Origin of the sequence: Nocardia sp. PE-7 (genome assembly GCF_030486425.1) — a bacterium.
GTDB lineage: Bacteria > Actinomycetota > Actinomycetes > Mycobacteriales > Mycobacteriaceae > Nocardia > Nocardia salmonicida_A.
The window spans coordinates 7,182,319-7,199,767 of the sequence record NZ_CP129614.1 but is presented as its reverse complement, the minus strand read 5'-3'; the positions used below and the strand labels follow the sequence as shown (position 1 = coordinate 7,199,767).

The 17,449-nt window shown below is 67.7% G+C and carries 14 protein-coding genes; 6 read left to right on the top strand and 8 right to left on the bottom strand.

Going from position 1 to position 17,449, the window contains the following annotated elements; translation table 11 throughout:
* The 5 genes from QX204_RS33610 to QX204_RS33590 form a co-directional block, all read right to left on the bottom strand.
* Window positions 1-882 (bottom strand): bile acid:sodium symporter family protein, encoded by an 882-nt coding sequence (locus QX204_RS33610; protein ID WP_301904481.1) that lies wholly within the window; start codon window positions 880-882, stop codon window positions 1-3.
* 127 nt (window positions 883-1,009) lie between these two features.
* The gene (locus tag QX204_RS33605) at window positions 1,010-2,068 is read right to left on the bottom strand and encodes a zinc-binding metallopeptidase family protein (protein ID WP_301904480.1); all 1,059 of its coding nucleotides are present in this window, start codon (window positions 2,066-2,068) and stop codon (window positions 1,010-1,012) included.
* Between the two features lie 3 nt (window positions 2,069-2,071).
* Window positions 2,072-2,968 carry a transglutaminase family protein gene (locus QX204_RS33600; RefSeq protein WP_301904478.1) on the bottom strand — a complete coding sequence of 299 codons (897 nt, stop codon included), beginning with the start codon at window positions 2,966-2,968 and terminating at the stop codon, window positions 2,072-2,074.
* Window positions 2,965-6,090, bottom strand: coding sequence for a circularly permuted type 2 ATP-grasp protein (locus QX204_RS33595; protein ID WP_301904477.1), 3,126 nt, complete (start codon window positions 6,088-6,090; stop codon window positions 2,965-2,967). The genes QX204_RS33600 and QX204_RS33595 overlap by 4 nt, the downstream gene beginning before the upstream one ends.
* A 42-nt stretch (window positions 6,091-6,132) precedes the next feature.
* Window positions 6,133-10,230, bottom strand: a complete 4,098-nt coding sequence (locus QX204_RS33590; protein ID WP_301904476.1) for a transglutaminase family protein — start codon at window positions 10,228-10,230, stop codon at window positions 6,133-6,135.
* 131 nt (window positions 10,231-10,361) lie between these two features.
* Here QX204_RS33590 and QX204_RS33585 point away from each other — a divergent pair, with 131 nt between their 5' ends.
* Window positions 10,362-11,003, top strand: a complete 642-nt coding sequence (locus QX204_RS33585; protein ID WP_301904475.1) for a hypothetical protein — start codon at window positions 10,362-10,364, stop codon at window positions 11,001-11,003.
* A 6-nt stretch (window positions 11,004-11,009) separates the two neighbouring features.
* On the opposite strand, the gene recR is transcribed toward QX204_RS33585, so the two are convergent.
* Entirely contained in the window at window positions 11,010-11,618 is a 609-nt protein-coding gene (recR, locus tag QX204_RS33580; RefSeq protein ID WP_056822003.1) for a recombination mediator RecR, read from the bottom strand.
* Window positions 11,618-11,962, bottom strand: coding sequence for a YbaB/EbfC family nucleoid-associated protein (locus QX204_RS33575; RefSeq protein WP_194825477.1), 345 nt, complete (start codon window positions 11,960-11,962; stop codon window positions 11,618-11,620). The genes recR and QX204_RS33575 overlap by 1 nt, the downstream gene beginning before the upstream one ends.
* Window positions 11,963-12,234: 272 nt before the next feature.
* On the opposite strand from QX204_RS33575, the gene QX204_RS33570 reads away from it, so the two are divergent.
* Genes QX204_RS33570 through QX204_RS33560 form a run of 3 tightly spaced genes read left to right on the top strand, consistent with a single transcriptional unit; the run spans window position 12,235 to window position 14,032 of the window.
* A complete protein-coding gene (locus QX204_RS33570) occupies window positions 12,235-12,810 on the top strand; it encodes a hypothetical protein (protein ID WP_301904472.1) in 576 nt (191 codons plus the stop codon).
* Window positions 12,811-12,854: 44 nt separating this feature from the next.
* Complete coding sequence (locus tag QX204_RS33565; protein ID WP_301904471.1) at window positions 12,855-13,682, top strand: MerR family transcriptional regulator; 828 nt, start codon at window positions 12,855-12,857, stop codon at window positions 13,680-13,682.
* Entirely contained in the window at window positions 13,682-14,032 is a 351-nt protein-coding gene (locus tag QX204_RS33560) for a VOC family protein (protein WP_301904470.1), read from the top strand. Before QX204_RS33565 ends, QX204_RS33560 begins: the two co-directional genes overlap by 1 nt.
* Window positions 14,033-14,047: 15 nt before the next feature.
* Here the strand turns inward: QX204_RS33560 and QX204_RS33555 are convergent, their stop codons facing one another.
* The gene (locus QX204_RS33555; RefSeq protein ID WP_301904469.1) at window positions 14,048-14,482 is read right to left on the bottom strand and encodes an SRPBCC family protein; all 435 of its coding nucleotides are present in this window, start codon (window positions 14,480-14,482) and stop codon (window positions 14,048-14,050) included.
* A 180-nt stretch (window positions 14,483-14,662) separates the two neighbouring features.
* Here QX204_RS33555 and QX204_RS33550 point away from each other — a divergent pair, with 180 nt between their 5' ends.
* Both QX204_RS33550 and QX204_RS33545 read left to right on the top strand, forming a co-directional pair.
* A complete protein-coding gene (locus QX204_RS33550; RefSeq protein WP_301908202.1) occupies window positions 14,663-16,105 on the top strand; it encodes an FAD-binding oxidoreductase in 1,443 nt (480 codons plus the stop codon).
* Entirely contained in the window at window positions 16,102-17,418 is a 1,317-nt protein-coding gene (locus QX204_RS33545) for a class I SAM-dependent methyltransferase (RefSeq protein ID WP_301904468.1), read from the top strand. Before QX204_RS33550 ends, QX204_RS33545 begins: the two co-directional genes overlap by 4 nt.
* Window positions 17,419-17,449: the final 31 nt, after the last annotated feature.

Sequence of the window (17,449 nt, the reverse complement as noted above, 5' to 3'; positions counted from 1 at the left end):
TCACTCGGCGGCGACCGCTGACCGCACCTGTCCACGGGTGATGAGCCAGCCGACGAGCCCGGCGAGCGGGAACATCAGCACGCCGTACACCGCGGCGGGAACGGCCATTTCGGTGCTGTCGAGCACACTGATCGCGATGGTGATGGCGATCGTGCTGTTGTGGATGCCGACCTCGAACGAGCAGGCGATGGCCTGGCGGTCGGCGACGCCGAGCAGGCGCGGCAGGTAGTAGCCGACCGTCAGGCTGATCAGGCAGAACACGACGGTGATGGCGCCGACGTCGGCGAGCGAGTCAGCCAGCGTCTCGTGCTCGCTGACGATGGTGCCGACGATCACCAGCAGCAGCGTGATCGCCGACCCGATGCGCACCGGTTTGTCCATCCGATCCGCGAACTCCGTCGACCAGCGGCGCACCAGCATGCCGAGGCCGACCGGAACCAGCACGATGGCGAACACCTGGACGACCTTGCTCAGCTGCAGACCGACCGAGCCGTCCTCACCGCTCGGCTCGAAGTAGCCGATGGCGAAGTTCGTCACCAGCGGCACCGTGACGACCGCGATGATCGAATTGACCGCGGTGAGCGACACATTGAGCGCCACGTCGCCACGGAACAGGTGACTGAACAGGTTCGCTGTCGTCCCGCCGGGCGAGGCGGCGAGCAGCATCATGCCGACCGCCAGAATCGGCGTCAGGTCGAACAGCAGCACCAGGCCGAACGCGACCACCGGGAGCACCAGCAATTGGCAGACCAGCGCGATGGCGACGATGCGCGGCGTCTTCGCGATGCGGGCGAAGTCGGCGCCGGTGAGCGAGAGCCCGAGGCCGAACATGATCACCGCCAGCGCCAACGGCAGTCCGACTGATACCAGTGGAGAGTTCATAGCCACACACTTCTCGTCGAGCAGTCCGAGTCGAGGTACCGACCGGATTGAGACGCTTCGGTCTCAATCTCGCAGCGTAGCCAGTTGTGACGTTCGTCGCAGCGAAATCGACGATGCGTTGCCGCGTCTACACGACGGCCTCCAGCACAGTGGTCTGACTGCCGTTGCACAGCTCGTGGACGAACCGCATCTTCTCCAACACCTGCTCGGGCAGCACGAAGGGGTAGAGATCGTCGCGGCCCATCGAGCGGTTGACCATGTTCAGCGACCAGGTCAGTGGCAACCAGAGCTCGATGATCTTGTCGAACCCGGCCCGACCGACCTGCGGACGGTCCAGCGTCGCGCCCGCGGGCGCGATACCGAACGCCGCCGCGGTATCGAGGGTGTCGCGGATATGCAGGTAGTGAGCGAAGGTCTCGGCCCAGTCCTCGGCGGCGTGCATCGTGGCGTAGGAGGAGACGTAGTCGCTCTTCCAGCCCTTGGGCGCGCCCTGCGAGTAATGGCGGTCGAGCGCTTCCTGATAGTCGGCGAAGGGGTCGCCGAACAGCTCGCGAAAGCGTTGTAGCGCCGCGTCCTCGGCGACGAGCACGGGGAAGTAGTAGTGCCCGATCTCGTGCCGGAAGTGACCGAGCAGCGTGCGATACGGCTCGGCCATCTCGACGCGCAACTGCTCGCGGTGCGGATCGTCGGCTTCGGCCAGGTCGAGGGTGATCACACCGTTCATATGGCCGGTGATCACATCGTCGGCGCGGCTGGACAACAGATCGAAGGCCAGTCCCTGCTCGGGGTCTTCCTCCCGGCCGACGATCGGCAGACCCAGCTCGACCAGTTCGAAGATCAATCGCCGTTTGGCCTTCTCGGCTTCGGCGAACTCGGCGAGCCCGACTTTGTCGGAATTGTTGGGCCGCGTCCTGGTGAGCTTGCACGACACGCACAGACCGGGGCCGGACGCGTCGCCGTCGACCAGCCAGTTGCACTGCGCCACATGCAGGTTGTCGCACAGGCGGAAGCGGTCGCTGTCGACGACGCCCGCCACGTGGTCGATCGCCTCGTCACCGGGCGGGTCGCCGATCACCACCAGCGCACGCTCGCCGAGGCTGAAACCCAGTGCGCTGCGGCACGACAGGCAGACCGAGTTCTCGAAAGCCAGCTGCTGCCCACAATTCGGACAAACGAAGTCACGCACGAACTACACCTCCACCGGAGCTACATCGACCGACACCTTGATTGTGGACTGCTTGGCATCGGTGTAGATGATGCCACGTAGCGGCGGAACGTCCTGGTAATCGCGGCCCCACGCCACCGTCACGTACCGCTCGTCGGCGAACTGGTCGTTGGTGGGGTCGAAGGCGATCCAGCGGCCGGTGCGATCGGCGTCGTCGGTTCCGGGCAACCACACCGCCGCCCAGGCGTGCGTGGCGTCCACGCCGACCATGCGCTCCTTGCCCGGCGGCGGGTCGGTGGCGAGGTAGCCGGAGACGTAGCGGGCGGCCAGGCCCTGCGAGCGCAGGCAGGCCGCGCCGATCCGGGCGAAGTCCTGGCAGACGCCTTCACGGGCGGCGAACACATCGGCCACGCTGGTGCTCACCGTGGTGGAGCCCGAGCGGTACTGGAAGTCGTGGTGGATGCGTGTGTTCAGCTCGGTGACGGCTTCGAGCAGCGGCCTGCCCGGCGGGAAACTCTGCGCCGCGTAGACGATCACGTCGGGGGTGATCTCGGGCGGGAGCAGGTCGAGGGTGAACTCGACGGCGAGCGGTCCGGTGGCGGTGCTCGGACGCGCTGCCTCCCACGCCATATCGACGCCCGGCAAGCTCTCCGGGTGCTCGCCGTCGACATCGACCAGGGACTCGCCGGTGACCTCGAGATTGCGATGCTCGGAGGTCACATGGAAGTACGTGGTGGTGTTGCCGTAGACGTCGGTGCCCACCGAGCGGTCCGAGGGGACGGGGTCGATGTAGATCTCGTGCTCGAGCAAGCGCTGGCCCGGGTACTCGCGCGGGGTGAGGTACGCGCGACCGTAGGAGCTGGTCACCTCGTCGGAGTAGCTGTAGGTGGTGCGGTGCACCACCATGTATCGCCGGGTCATCCGACCATCCTGGTGTTACCCCAGAGGGGCTGGATACCCGCCGGGACAGCGAGTTTGGTGGTTTCGAACGATTCGGCCAGCTTGCGCAGTCGCAAGTGCACCCCCTCCAGCAGGTCCACCAGCTCGGTCCGTACGCCGTCGTCGTCGGTGTTCTCCAGGTCTGCCGGGTCGACGCGGCGCAGCATGCGCTGGGCGTCGGCGAGCAGCCGCTGCGGACGCGAGACGCCCGAACCACCCGGCAGTGCCTGGAAATCGGCCTCGAGACGGTCGAGCTGATAGATCAGCGAACGCGGATTGCCCGCATCGAACAGCAGCAATCCCGCCAGCGCGGCCACGCGCGGCGCACCGCGATGGCGGCGACGGTAACTCACCGCCGACTCGGTCGCGATGAGCACTGCCTCGGCGACCACGCCTTGCGCCTCGGCCGAACTCCGCCGTCCCAGTGCGGCATTGATCAACGACGTCACGGCGAGCCCACGCTCGATCCGCTTGCCGATATCCATGACGTACCAGCCGGTGTCGCGCACCATCGACTCCGCCCCGATCCCCGACAGCGACAGCAACGCCGACAGCGTCAGCGAATGCACCGCCGACAGCGCTGTCTCCTGTTCGGTACTGGCACTGCGGAATTCGGCCAGCGCGCGATCGACGGCACCGACGATCATCCAGGTGTCACCGGAGAGCTGATCGCGCACCGCCCGCGCGGCGGACCCGTAGTGATCCACCGCGTACGACAACGACCCGGCCAGCTCACGGTCGCCGGTCACCGAGGCCAGGTACTGGAATCCCTCGGCCGAGGCCCCCGCGACCGCCCGTCGCGCGGCTACGCCTTCTTGACCGCTGGAATCCATCGCGCGATGGGTGAACTGGCCCTGCGCCTGCCGCGACCGAGCGAGAACCGGCTCTGGCTCGGGGTCGGGAACCGGCTCCGGACCACGTTCGGGCGTGACACCGGTGGTGCGCAACGCGCGCGCCAACGCACTGGTTCCCGCCCGCTCCCACGGCGCTTCCGCCTCATCGACCCCGGAATCGGCTTCCGGCTCACCAGCTGTGGATCGATCTCGGCCGACGCTCTGGCTCTGCTCCGACGACTGCGCTGCCATCGGCTGGGACGGAGCGTCGTCACGCGCTACGTCCGTTGCGTCGGCGTCGCTCGATGACGGAGCGTCGTGTGCGGGCTCTTCGACATCTACCGAATCATCTGGCGCAGCATCGGTATTCGAATCTTCCGCAGCAGCGGCAGCATCGGACCGCACCGCTGTCAACTGACCGATTCCGTTGGGCAGCACCGACTGTGGAGCGACGGTGCCCGTGGTGATCGACAGGGCGCGCATGAGGATCGGCAACGCTTCGGCGCCGTCCAGCCAGGGTCGGTAGCGGTAGTCCTGGTAGACGTCATGGGTGGCGGCGAGCAAACGGACCACCGACTCGGCGCGTTCGCTGTAGCGGCCCATCCAGAACAGGTCGTTGAGCACACGCGGTGAACTGACCGCCTCGACGACCGGCATCGCCCTGCGCAACCGTTCCTCCGGCGGCGCCTCGGAACCCACCGCGGGCACGGCGGCCGGAGCCGCGCGGACCCACACGTCCTTGGCCGCCACCTTGATCACGCTGCGGGTCGGTTCGAGCCGCATGCGTTGCTGGCCGAGTCCGCCCGACATCGCTGTGTAGCCGCCCCGCCTTGCCAGCGAGAACAACCGCATGCCGACCGGTGCGGGCGCCAATCCCGCCGGACCGTCGACCGCGGGCGCGACCGAGAACTCGGCGGGTTCCTGCCCCACCCACTTCCATCGTTCGACCTCGATCCGGGCGGCGAGGTCGGCGCGTTCGGCCGCCGACAGGCTCGGTCCGAAGATCGTGGAGCCGTCGACGGCGGAGCGCAGCACCAGATCACCGACGTGCGACACCAGATGCGCGCGCTCGGTGTCGTCGCCGCCCCAGTAGGCCGGGGTGGCGTCGAGCAGCAGATCCTCGCCGAGTACCGAGCGGGCGATGCGCGGCAGGAACGGGCTCAGCGCGGGCGATTCCAGCAGCCCGCTGCCGAGGGTGTTCACCACCGTCACCGCACCGCGGCGCAGCACCTCGACCAAACCCACCACACCCAGCCGCGAATCGGGTCGCAGATCCAGCGGGTCGGAGAATTCGGCGTCGACGCGCCGCAGCACCACGTCGACGCGTTCCAAGCTGCCGAGCGAGCGCATCCAGAGCGCGCCGTCGCGCACCACCAGATCAGAGCTCTCGACCAGCGGAAAACCGAGCATCTGGGCGAGATAGGCCTGGTCGAAAGCGGTTTCGGAATGCGAACCCGGGCTGAGCACGACGACGACCGGCTCTTCCTCGTCGGCCAGCTCGGGCGCGGCCTCCTCGAGCATCAACCGCATGGCCCTGGCGAACGGGCTGAGCGGACGCGGCCCCGCGTGCTCGAAAGCCTCGGGAATCGCCGAGGCCACCACGCGCCGATCGGCCAGTGCGTACCCGGCGCCCGACGGAGCCTGCGCCCAGTCGGCCAGCACCCGGAACTGCCCGTCACTCCACCGGCTGATGTCACAGGCATGCAGGAACAGTTGGTGGGTGCCGGGGATCGTGATGCCGTGCGCTGCCCGTACGTACCCGGTATTGCCGAACACCACCTCCGGCGGTAACAGACCCGAGCTCAGCAGTCGGCGCGGGCCGTACACATCGGTGAGCACCTCGTCGAGCACCAGCGAGCGCTGCACCAGCCCGGTTTCCAGGCGGGTCCAGTCCTCGGCCGAGACCAGCAGCGGGATCGGGTCGAGGCGCCACGGTTGCGGTATCGCGGTGTCGTCCTCGCCGCCGAGACCGACCTCGGTGTAGGTGACGCCGTCGTCCTCGATCTGCCTGCGCACCCGGTGATCGATCCGATCGATCCCGCCGATCCCCTGATCGATGAAGTCGGCGGACAGCTCCGACCACATCGATCGCACCCGCCCGCGCCCGTCGACCAACTCGTCGTAATAGCCCGTGGTCGGCCTGCCGCACTCGTCGAAGCGCGAATCCGCCGAACTGTCGGCCCGATACCGCGCGAACTGCTCGGCGACCTGGGCGCGTACGCCCGATCCCTGCCGATTCCCACCCCGTTGCGCTTCGTCGCGCTGAGCCACCGAGCCTCCTGTGTTGATTGCGGCTGGCGCCAAATGACCGACTTAGGTACCCCACACGGTTCGCGCGCGGCGTAGGTCAAGGATGCCTGGTGCTCCGACATCGGTCGACTGTGCCGAGATCTTCGCACGGAGTTCGGCGGGATCCATCGGGTTCACCGTATGGCCGGCGGCCTCGAAACGGCGATTGCGGCGCGACTGAGCCGCGACGGCGTTGACCGGAGCGTCGTCGTAGGCCCGGCCGCCGGGGTGCACGACGTGGTAGGTGCAGCCACCGCGGGAGATGCCCGTCGCGACGTCGACCAGGTCGAACACCAGGGGTGCGTCGACGGTGATCGAGGGGTGCAGGGAGTTCGGCGGCTGCCAGGCGCGGTAGCGCACGCCCGCCACCTGCACATCGGATTTGTCGGTGGCCAGCAGCGGTACCGGCATGCCGTTGCAGGTCAGGACGTAGCGGCCGCGGTCGGCGCCGACCAACCGCACCTGCAACCGTTCCACCGAGGAGTCGACGTAGCGAGCGGTGCCCTGGCCGGTGGTCTGCTCGCCGAGGGTGAGCCACGGTTCGATCGCGCCGCGCAGTTCCAGCTCCGCCTCACCGATCATGGCGGTGCCGATGCGGGGGAAGCGGAACTCGGTGAACGGGTCGAGCCAGGCGGTGTCGAAGTCCACGCCCGCCGCGCGCAGGTCGGCGGCCACCTCGGCGATGTCGTTCATCAGGAAGTGCGGCAGCAGATAGCGACCGTGCAGGTTGGACCCGTGGCGGATCAGCGGCGCGCGCAGCGGCTTGTCCCAGAACATCGCGACCAGGCCGCGTACCAGCAGCGACTGCACCATCGCCATCTGGAAATGCGGCGGCATCTCGAAGCCGCGCAGCTCCAGCAGTCCGAGTCGGCCGCGGGCCGAGTCGGGGCTGTACAGCTTGTCGATGCAGAACTCTGCGCGGTGGGTGTTGCCGGTGAGATCGGTGAGCAGATGCCGCAGCGCGCGATCGATATGCCAAGGGGCCGACTGGATTTCGTAGGGCGTCGGACCGGGGGCTTGCTCGGCGGTGAGCCGGGCGACCTCGGCGAAGGCGATCTCGAGTTCGTAGAGCGCGCCTTCACGACCCTCGTCCGCGCGGGGCGCCTGCGAGGTGGGACCGACGAAACGACCCGCGAACAGGTACGACAGCGCCGGATGGCGCTGCCAGTAGGTGAGCATGGAAACCAGCAGGTCGGGGCGGCGCAGCAGCGGCGAACGCGCCGGGGTGACCCCGCCGAGGGTGATGTGGTTGCCGCCGCCGGTACCGCCGTGCGTGCCGTCCACATCGAAGGATTCGGTGCTCAGCCGGGCGAGCCTGGCCTGCTCGTAGAGGGTGTTCAGCACCTCGGCCTGCTCGGCGAACGAGCTGGTGGGCATGATGTTCACCTCGATCACGCCGGGGTCGGGCGTCACCGAGAACGTCTGCAGCCGGGCGTCACTCGGCGGCGCGTAGCCCTCGAGCACCACCGGCTGCCCGATCGCCACCGCCGCCGCCTCGACCTTGGCGATCAGATCGAGGAAGTCGTCGAGCTCGGTGACCGGCGGCAGGAACACATGCAGCCGCCCCTGCCTGACCTCGGCGACCAGCGCGGTCGTCGGCGTGAAATCGGCGGACTCCACCGCGGCGGGCGGCTCGACCCGTTCCGCGCGCAGCGGTTGCTGGTAGAGCGGGTCGCTGTCGGGCAGGATCGGCGGGGCGTGCCAGGACACCGACCCGATCGGAAGACGAAGTCCGGCAGGCGAATCGCCATCGGCCAACACGATCCGACCGCGACCGCCCTCCTCGCGTCCACGACGCAGCTGCCAGTCGGCACTGGCCCAGCCCGCGCCGTCGGCCCGCCGATGAATCGGCAGCACATACGCCGCCGGCTGATCGACCGACTCCTCCAAACTCTCGAGCAATACCCGCCGCACCTCCGGCGAGTCCTCGGTCGGGTCGATATCGGCGGGCGGCGGGTCGCCGTACGGCGCGCTCACGGTCGCCGCCAACCGCGCCAACGGATCCTCGAACGCGGGCCGCACCTGCGCATCGGGCAAGCCGAGGGTGCCCGCGATCTCGGCGATCAAGGCCTTGGCCGCACCGATCTCGGCGGCGGGCGCCCGGTCGTGGATCACTCCGGCGGCCGAGTTGCTCGGCTGGGAGCGGGTCAGCTGGATGTGCGGGTGGGCCGTCTGCGGCGCATTCCCGGATCTCCTGTCCTTGTTGCCGCGAGCCTTCTTTATCCCCAGGATCCTTCGCAGTTCGTCCGTGGCCTTCTCGGCGGCCTCGGCCGACTCTTTCGCTTCCTGCTTCGGCACCTCGGCCTTCGTCGCCTGGCGATCTTTGCCACCGGCGTCGGCGCAGGCCTGCTGGCTTTCCGCGGTGCGGCGATGCTCGGCGGCGACCAACTCGACGGGCTCGTCGATCAGCACCGGTCCGTCGTCGGACTCCACCTCTTCGAGACCCTCGACGGCAGGTTCTGCCTCCTGCGCGAAATCGCCCGGGTCGGCATCGTCGTCGAGCAGACCGGCACCACCCGTCTCGCCGTCGCGTCGGAAGTCGTCATCGTCGGCGAGGCCGAGCGCGACGACAGCGGCAGCGAGTTCGTCACCACCGACCCGACGACGCGGGTCGAAGACCGGGACCATGTCGACAGGGCCGACCGTGGACGGGCGCTCGTCGAGCACCGATGCCGCGTCGACCGACGCGGGCACGTCATCGGCCGAGATCGGGCCGGACTCGTCCGCCAGGCCGAGCGCGACCACGGCGGTCGCGACCTCGGCACCGGCCGGTGCGTATCCGTTCGAGGGGTTGGCGCCCGCCGTTTCGGTGGCGCCCCGCGAGGCCGGTGTCTGCTGCGAAACCGGCGTCCACGGATCAGTGAGCAGGTCCTGCCGCTGCCAGATCGGCACCCCATCGGCCCGCCAGGCGATCGCGATCTCCCAGCGGGGCAACGGTTCTCCGGGATACCACTTGCCCTGTCGGTACTGCACGATGCCGGTCGGCGCGTAGATCGAGCGGAGGCGGTCGGCGAGGTCGACGGCGCGCTCACGCTTGTGCCTGCCGTCGGCGTCGGTGGTCCACTGGGCACTGACCTGGTCGTCGATGGAGACGAAGGTCGGCTCGCCGCCCATGGTGAGGCCGACATCGGCCCCGGCCATCCGCGCGTCGATCGCGGCACCGGAGGCGACGATGCGGTCCCACTGAGAATCGGTGTAGGGCAGCGTGACTCGCGGGTCCTCGTGGATCCGGCGAACCACATTGCTGAAGTCGAGGCTGGCCTCGGTGATCCCGGTCGCCCCGGTGATCGGGGCGGCGGCGCCGGGATGCGGGGTGGCGGCGAGCGGAATGTGGCCTTCACCCGCGAACAGGCCGGAGGTGGGATCCATCCCGACCCAACCCGCGCCGGGCAGGTACACCTCGGTCCAGGCGTGCAGGTCGGTGAAGTCCGCGGTCGGGCCGGACGGACCGTCCAGCGACGGCACGTCGGAGGTGAGCTGGACCAGGTAGCCGGACACGAAACGGGCGGCCAAACCCAGCTCACGCAGCACGCCCACCAGCAACCAGGCCGAATCCCGGCAGGATCCGAGCGCGGTGCGCAGCGTGTGGTCGGGCGTCTGCACGCCGGCTTCCATGCGCACGGTGTAGTCGACCGCATTGCGCAGCGCGTAGTTGAGTTCGACGAGATAGTCGATGGCACGAGTCGGGCCCTGCGGCCGGTGCGCCTGCGCCCAGTCGCGCAGCAACTTCCCCGGCCCGCTACCCGGTTCCGCCTCGTCGACGCGCCGCAGATAGGGCCCGAGATCCTCGGCGAGTGCGGTGTCGTACTCGAACGGGAAGAACTCGGCGTAATCCTCGATGAAGAAGTCGAACGGGTTGACCACCTCGAGGTCGGCGATCAACCCGACGGTGATCGACAACTCCTTCGTCGGATTCGGAAACACCAGGCGCGCAACAAAATTGCCGAACGCGTCCTGCTGCCAGTTGACGAAGTGCTCAGCCGGTGACACCTCGAGCGAATACGCCTCGATCGGTGTGCGCGAATGCGGTGCGGGGCGCAACCGCACCTCGTGCGGATGCACCTCGACGAGACGATCGAAGGAATATGCCGTGCGGTGTTCGAGTGACACCTTGATGCCCATTCACCAAGTTGACCACATACCCCCGGCACCGCGCGGGCCGACGAAACCGGAGTTTCCCGACCGGCCCCCCTTTCGAAACACCGCGGTAATAGCCGACCGGGGCCTGAGACGCCAGCCGCTAGAGTGACAGCGTGAGCTACGACCACATCCTTCTGCCGTCCGGCGTCGCCAGCTCTGTCGACGAGATCGACGCCTACCTGGCCGCCCAGGAAGGCCTGACCGAGTCCGAACCGATCGCCGAGATCGCGGCCGAGTTGAACGCGCGCAACGCCGAACTGCCGGTGGACGACTCGTTCCTCAGCGTCGAATCCGTCGGCGGCCCCAGCGGCGACACGCTCTACATCCCCTCGCCGTACGACGCCATCGGCTTCGTCCGCAACCTGCTCTTCGACCTCGCCACCCCGCGCGGCTACGCCGTCTACGATCCGCAGCTGACCTGGATCATCGACCCGGCCGACCACATCGCGATCAATGTCACGCACGGCGGCGCGGGCGAATTCCCTTATCTCACCGAGGAATTGGCGCACCAGTGGGTCGCCGGGCTCGCCGCCCCCAACCCGTACCTCATCGTCGAACAGGGCGAACAGCGCTACATCCAGACCTACCGCGATGCGAGCGGCCCCTACACCCTCGAATACCGCGACGGCGCTCCCGACCGGCATTTCGGCACGACCCTCGACGACCCGGCGGAGGTCGCCCGCATCATCTGGGACTGGGCCAACGGCAAGCCAGCCACCAGCGAGGGCGTCACCTGGACCCGCGTCGAGCTCTGATCGGCCCTACAACGTCCGCCTGCCCGACAGCGCCCGGCCGAGCGTCAGTTCGTCGGCGAATTCCAGATCGCCACCCATCGGCAGCCCGGAGGCCAACCGGGTGACGGTGAGTCCGGGGAAATCGCGCAGCATCCGCACGAGATAGGTGGCCGTCGCCTCGCCCTCGGTATTCGGGTCGGTCGCGATGATCACCTCGCTCACATCGATGCCGTCTTCCTGATTACCGATGCGGGTCAGCAACTCCCTGATCCGCAACTGATCGGGCCCGACGCCGCTGAGCGGATCGAGCGCACCGCCGAGCACGTGGTAGCGACCACGGAACTCGCGGGTGCGCTCGATGGCCTGCACATCCTTGGGTTCCTCGACCACACAGATCATCGTGCGGTCGCGGCGTGGGTCGGCACAGATGCGGCACAGCTCACCATCGGCGACGGTGCCGCACGAGACGCAGAACTGGACGCCGTCGCGCACCTTCTGCAGGGCGGCCTGCAGACGGTCGATATCCGGCGGCTCCACCTGCAGCAGATGAAAAGCGATGCGCTGTGCGCTCTTCGGACCGACGCCGGGCAGTTTGCCCAGCTCGTCGATCAGATCCTGAACCGGCCCCTCATACATCAGAAGTCGGGCAGACCGGGCATCGAACCGCCGCCGAGGCCCTGTGACAGCGGGCCGAGGCGCTCGGCCGCGAGCTGCTGCGCGTTGGCCATCGCGTCGTTGATCGCGCCGATGACCAGATCCTGCAGCCCGTCGACGTCCTCCGGATCGACCACCTTCGGGTCGATCGTCAGTGCGATCACCTCGCCGCTGACCTTGATCGTGGCCTGCACCAGACCGCCGCCGGCCTGACCGGCCACCTCGGTCTCGGCGAGCTCGGCCTGCGCCTGCATCACTGCCTGCTGCATCTGCTGAGCCTGGGCGAGCAGTGCCTGCATATCGAACTGACCATCACCGGGTTGCACAACGCTCCTGTATTTTCGGCGGCTGGCGCCGCGGGGTTTTCGGCCCTGGGGGCCTCACACCCGAGGGACGATACTGCGCCTTCGGCGTTCCGTCTCGCCCCTCGGGTGCGAGGCGGCCGAAAACCGTGGGGGTACGTCGGGTGCGGGGCATGGCCGCGTGCCGTTGCCAGTTTAGTCGTGGGAAATGGGGGCTGAATGAATGGCTCGGCCGGGACTTCGGGCATACGATCAGCGCCGATAGGGCAATGATTCAGCAATCTCTAGGAGAGTCGATGAATGCATCCCGTGCGCGCCTGGCATCGATCGTGGCCTCGAGCGCATCCATCTTTAGCCTGCTCCTTCTCTCGCCCGCCGTCGTATCGGCCGATCCAGGGGACGGGATCACCAACTACGGCAACGGCTGCGTACTCGATCCCGGCAATCGTGCGGCGACCGTCGATTCGCTGCGCTTTCGCTGCAGTGTCACCCAGCAGGACCAGATCTACCGCGACGCGCAGGCAGGCGCGGTGGCGAACGGCGTCACCAACGGCTGGGTGACGCGCCCACCGCAACTCGGAGCGGCCGCACCGGCGCTGTGGATCGGCAAAGTGTTCCGCACCGGGCCCGACGGCGGCACACTGACCAACCGGGTCACCGGCGCCGGGATCGAGGCGTTCCCGGCCGATGTCTATCGGGCACCGTCGATCCTCGACGGCGCCCCCACCTGGGCACTGAACTACGCGCCCTCACCCACCCCACAGGTCTACGACGAGATCCGCGAGGTCACCCCGGGCGTCTGGTTCGGCTATTCGTGGTGGCGCGAGGGCGAGTGGCCGTTGCTCGCCGCCTTCGTCCTGACGCCTGCCTGATCGTTGTTGACCCTCCACCCGCTGGAGGGTGTTGTCTGGACGTCATGACAGCAACCGTGGCGATCGGAGAGTTCGCCCGCCTCACCCATCTGAGCGTCAAGACGCTGCGGTACTACCACGAGATCGAGCTACTCGAGCCGGTCGAGGTAGACGCGGGTACCGGCTATCGCCGATATTCCACCGACCAGGTGGAGCAGGCCCATCTGATCCGCCGCCTGCGCGACCTGGACATGCCGCTCCCGGAGATCCGCACCGTGCTCGCCACCGCGGATCCCGGCGAGCGGGACACCGCCCTGCGGGCGCACCTGATCAGGATGGAGGCCGCGCTCGAACGCACCCGCGAGGTGGTGGTCTCGCTGCGTGCCCTGCTCACCGCACCCGCGTCACCGATCGAGGTCGACTACCGGATCGAGCCCGCGTTCACGGCGCTCACGGTCACCGACCGGATCGAGCGCGTCGACATCGCCGACTGGTGCGCCACCGCGTTCGAGCAGCTGTACACGACCCTGCTCGCGTCGGGCATCGACCCGGGAGGTGTTGCGGGAGCGACCTATTCGAACGAGTTCTTCACCGACGACAACGGTGCGGTCACCGCGTTCGTGCCGTTACCGCCCGGCGCGGAGCTGGTCCCCACCGGCGCCTTCGCCGTCGTCGAATTCCCGGCCCGCCGCTTCGCCGTGGCCGTCCACGACGGCCCGTTCGAAGACTTCGACCGCACCTATGGCGCGCTCGGCAGCCACGTCGCCGAGCACGGCGCCGCACTGCCGGACGAACCGGTCCGCGAGCGCTACCTCGTCGGACCGGACAGCACCGATAACCAGGCCGACTACCGCACCGAGGTGTGCTGGCCGATCACCGAAGGAGAAATCTGATGCCCATCGCCCTGGCGAACATCACCATGGACTGCCACGACGCCACCGCCCAGGCCGAGTTCTACGCGCAACTGCTCGACGTGCCCGTCGACCCGGAGGCATCGCCGTTCTTCGCCACCGTCGGCAGATCCGCCGGCCTCGCCCCGATCCTGATGTTCATCCAGGTCCCCGACAAGACCCCCGGCAAGAATGTGGTCCACCTCGATTTCCACACAGCCGAGTGGGCCGACTACATCGAGCGCGCAGTCAGCCTGGGCGGCAAGCACATCGGCGACTTCGACGAGTACGGCATCCAGTGGACCACCCTCGCCGACCCCGAGGGAAACCTCTTCGACATCGGCAAGGACTGACCCGTGAACTGAGCCTCAGGCCAGTTCGCGCGAGAGGTTGCCCAGCACCTCGGCCTGGATCTTCTTCAGGCCGAGCGGGGCGAAGATGCCCTCGAAGATGCCCGAGATGCCGCCCGCGCCCTTCCAGGTGGTCTCGACGGTGACCTTCGAGCCGGTGCCGTCGGGGGTGACGGTCCAGGTGTTGACCATGGTGGAATTGGCGTCGCGTTCGGTGAGCACCGAATCCGCCACCGTCACGGTCGCGCGCACGTTGCGCGTGCGCTTCTCGGTGGCCTGCAGCGTCCACTCCACCACGGTGCCCGCGCCGTTGCCGCCTTCGACAACCTTGTAGTCGCGGTAGTGCGAGGAAAGAATGCGCGGCCGGATCGTCTCGTAATCGCCGATCGCTGCGAGCGTGCGCTGCGGATCCGCGGCGACGACGATCGAACTGCTGGCGCTGACCTGTCCCACTGTTGACTCCTTGCTGGGGGGTGTGGCGATATCTCGACCGTGTTACATCCTGCCCTGTCCCCGACCGGTTCACCCGACCAGGTCGGGGCGGTGCGGGAACATGTGCGTGACATTTTGTCGCGGCGCGCAAGTATCCGGTGGCCCGGCGGACACGGTCGTACTAGCGTCAATGGGGTGGCAGTGAGTCTTTTGGGTAGGGCTGGTCACGAACCGGCCACACGCGAGTCCGGATATGCCGCGCATCGGGCGGGTGTGGAGCGACTGCTGGAAAGCTATCGCGCCATTCCACCCGGTGCCGTAGTCAGACTGGCGAAGAAGACATCGAACTTGTTCCGGGCCAGGGCGGCAACCACCGCGCCCGGTCTCGACGTGTCCGGCCTCGGGCGGGTGATCGCGGTGGACCCGCAAGCCCGCACGGCCGACGTCGCGGGCATGACCACCTACGAGGACCTGGTGGCGGCCACCCTCCCCTACGGCCTGGCGCCGCTGGTGGTGCCCCAGCTCAAGACCATCACCCTGGGCGGCGCGGTGACCGGCCTCGGCATCGAATCGACCTCGTTCCGCAACGGTCTGCCCCACGAATCCGTCCTGGAGATGGACATTTTGACCGGCTCCGGCGAGATCGTCACCGCGACGCCCACCGGCGAACACGCCGACCTGTTCCACGGGTTCCCCAACTCCTACGGCACTCTCGGCTACTCCGTCCGGCTGAAGATCGAGCTCGAACCCGTCCTGCCGTTCGTGGAACTGCGGCACGTGCGCTTCCACGACCTGCGCGAACTGGAAGCCGAACTCGACCGGATCGTCATCGAACGCCGCTTCGAGGGCGAAGACGTCGACTACATCGACGGCGTGGTGTTCAGCGCGGACGAGAGCTATCTGACGCTGGGTCGCCAGACCGAGGAACCGGGCCCGGTCAGCGATTACACCGGGATGGACATCTTCTACCGCTCCCTGCAGCACCCCGACGGCGTCACCCGCGACCGGCTCACCATCCACGACTACCTGTGGCGCTGGGACACCGACTGGTTCTGGTGCTCACGCGCGTTCGGCGCCCAGAATCCGAAGATCCGCCGACTCTGGCCGAAGTCGAAGCGCCGCAGCAGTTTCTACTGGAAGCTGGTCGCGCTCGATCGCAAGTACCACATCGATGATCGGCGGCAGGCCCGCAAGGGCAATCCCCCGCAGGAACGCGTCGTGCAGGACATCGAGGTACCGGTGCAACACACCGCCGACTTCGTCGAATGGTTCCTGCGGGAAATACCGATCGAGCCGATCTGGTTGTGCCCATTGCGCTTGCGTGCGCTCGACGACGCGCCGGCCACGGACGGCGCGCGTCCGTGGCCGCTGTATCCGCTCGAGCCACAGCGCACCTACGTCAATGTCGGATTCTGGTCGGCGGTGCCGACCGAGCGAGGTCAACCGGAAGGGGCGGCCAACCGCGCCATCGAGAAGATCGTGTCCGCGTTCGACGGACACAAATCGCTCTACTCGGACTCCTACTACGACGAGGCCGAGTTCGCCGAGCTCTACGGCGGCGACACCTATATCGAACTGAAGACCCGTTACGACCCGGACCAACGACTGCTGAATCTGTATTCGAAGGCGGTGCAACGCAAGTGACGACATTCAAGGACCGATCCGAGGTATTGGCAGAGCTGGGGACCCGGCTCAACATCGCCGAGGTCGTCGAAAGCCTCGTAGACGGCGAGATCCCCGTGCGCGTGACCGCCTACGACGGCAGCGCGACCGGCCCGGAGAACGCGCCCTACACCCTCGACATCAAGACCCCACGCGGCATCAACTACCTGGCGGGCGCCCCCGGCGACCTCGGGATGGCGCGGGCCTACATCGCCGGGGACATGATCGCCGAGGGGGTGCATCCGGGCGACCCGTACGACATCTTGAAAGCCATGCAGGACATGAAGTTCCATCGTCCTTCGGCATTGTCACTGGTGACCATCGCCCGCTCGCTGGGGTGGGAGCGGCTCAAGCCGATCGCGCCTCCGCCGCAGGAGACGCTGCCGCGCTGGCGCCGGATCGCGCTGGAAGGCTTGCGCCACTCCAAGACTCGCGATGCCGAGGCGATCCACCACCATTACGACGTCTCCAACAAGTTCTACGAGTACGTCCTGGGCTCGTCGATGACCTACACCTGTGCGGTGTACGGCGACGAGAACTGGACGCTCGAGCAGGCACAGGAGAACAAGTACCGCCTGATCTTCGAGAAGCTGCGCCTGAAGGAAGGCGACCGGCTGCTCGACATCGGCTGCGGCTGGGGCGGCATGGTCCGCTACGCGGCACGCCGCGGCGTGAAGGTGATCGGGGCGACCCTGTCGGCCGAACAGGCCGCCTGGGCGCAGCAGAAGATCGCCGAGGAAGGTCTGGGCGAGCTCGCCGAGGTCAGGCACAGCGACTACCGCGACATCCCCGAGGGCGAATTCGACGCCGTCTCCTCGATCGGCCTCACCGAACACATCGGCGTGCACAACTACCCGTTCTACTTCGGCTACATCAAGGACAAGCTGCGGGTGGGCGGGCTGTTCCTCAATCACTGCATCACCCGCCACGACAACACCCGCACCACCAAGGCGGGCGACTTCATCGACCGCTACGTCTTCCCCGACGGGGAGCTGATCGGTTCCGGCCGCATCATCTCCGATATCCAGAACGTCGGCCTCGAAGTGCTGCACGAGGAGAACCTGCGCGAGCACTACGCGCTGACGCTGCACGAATGGTGCAAGAACCTCGTCACCAATTGGGACGCGGCCGTCGCCGAGGTCGGCGAGGGCACCGCGAAGGTGTGGGGGCTGTACATGGCGGGCTGTCGACTCGGCTTCCAGCGCAATGTGATCCAGCTGCACCATGTGCTCGGTGTGAAGCTCGACGCGAACGGCACCTGGGATGTCCCGTTGCGTCCGTGGTGGCAGCCGTAGCGTTTGCCGAACCGCGGCGCCGGCCGCCAGT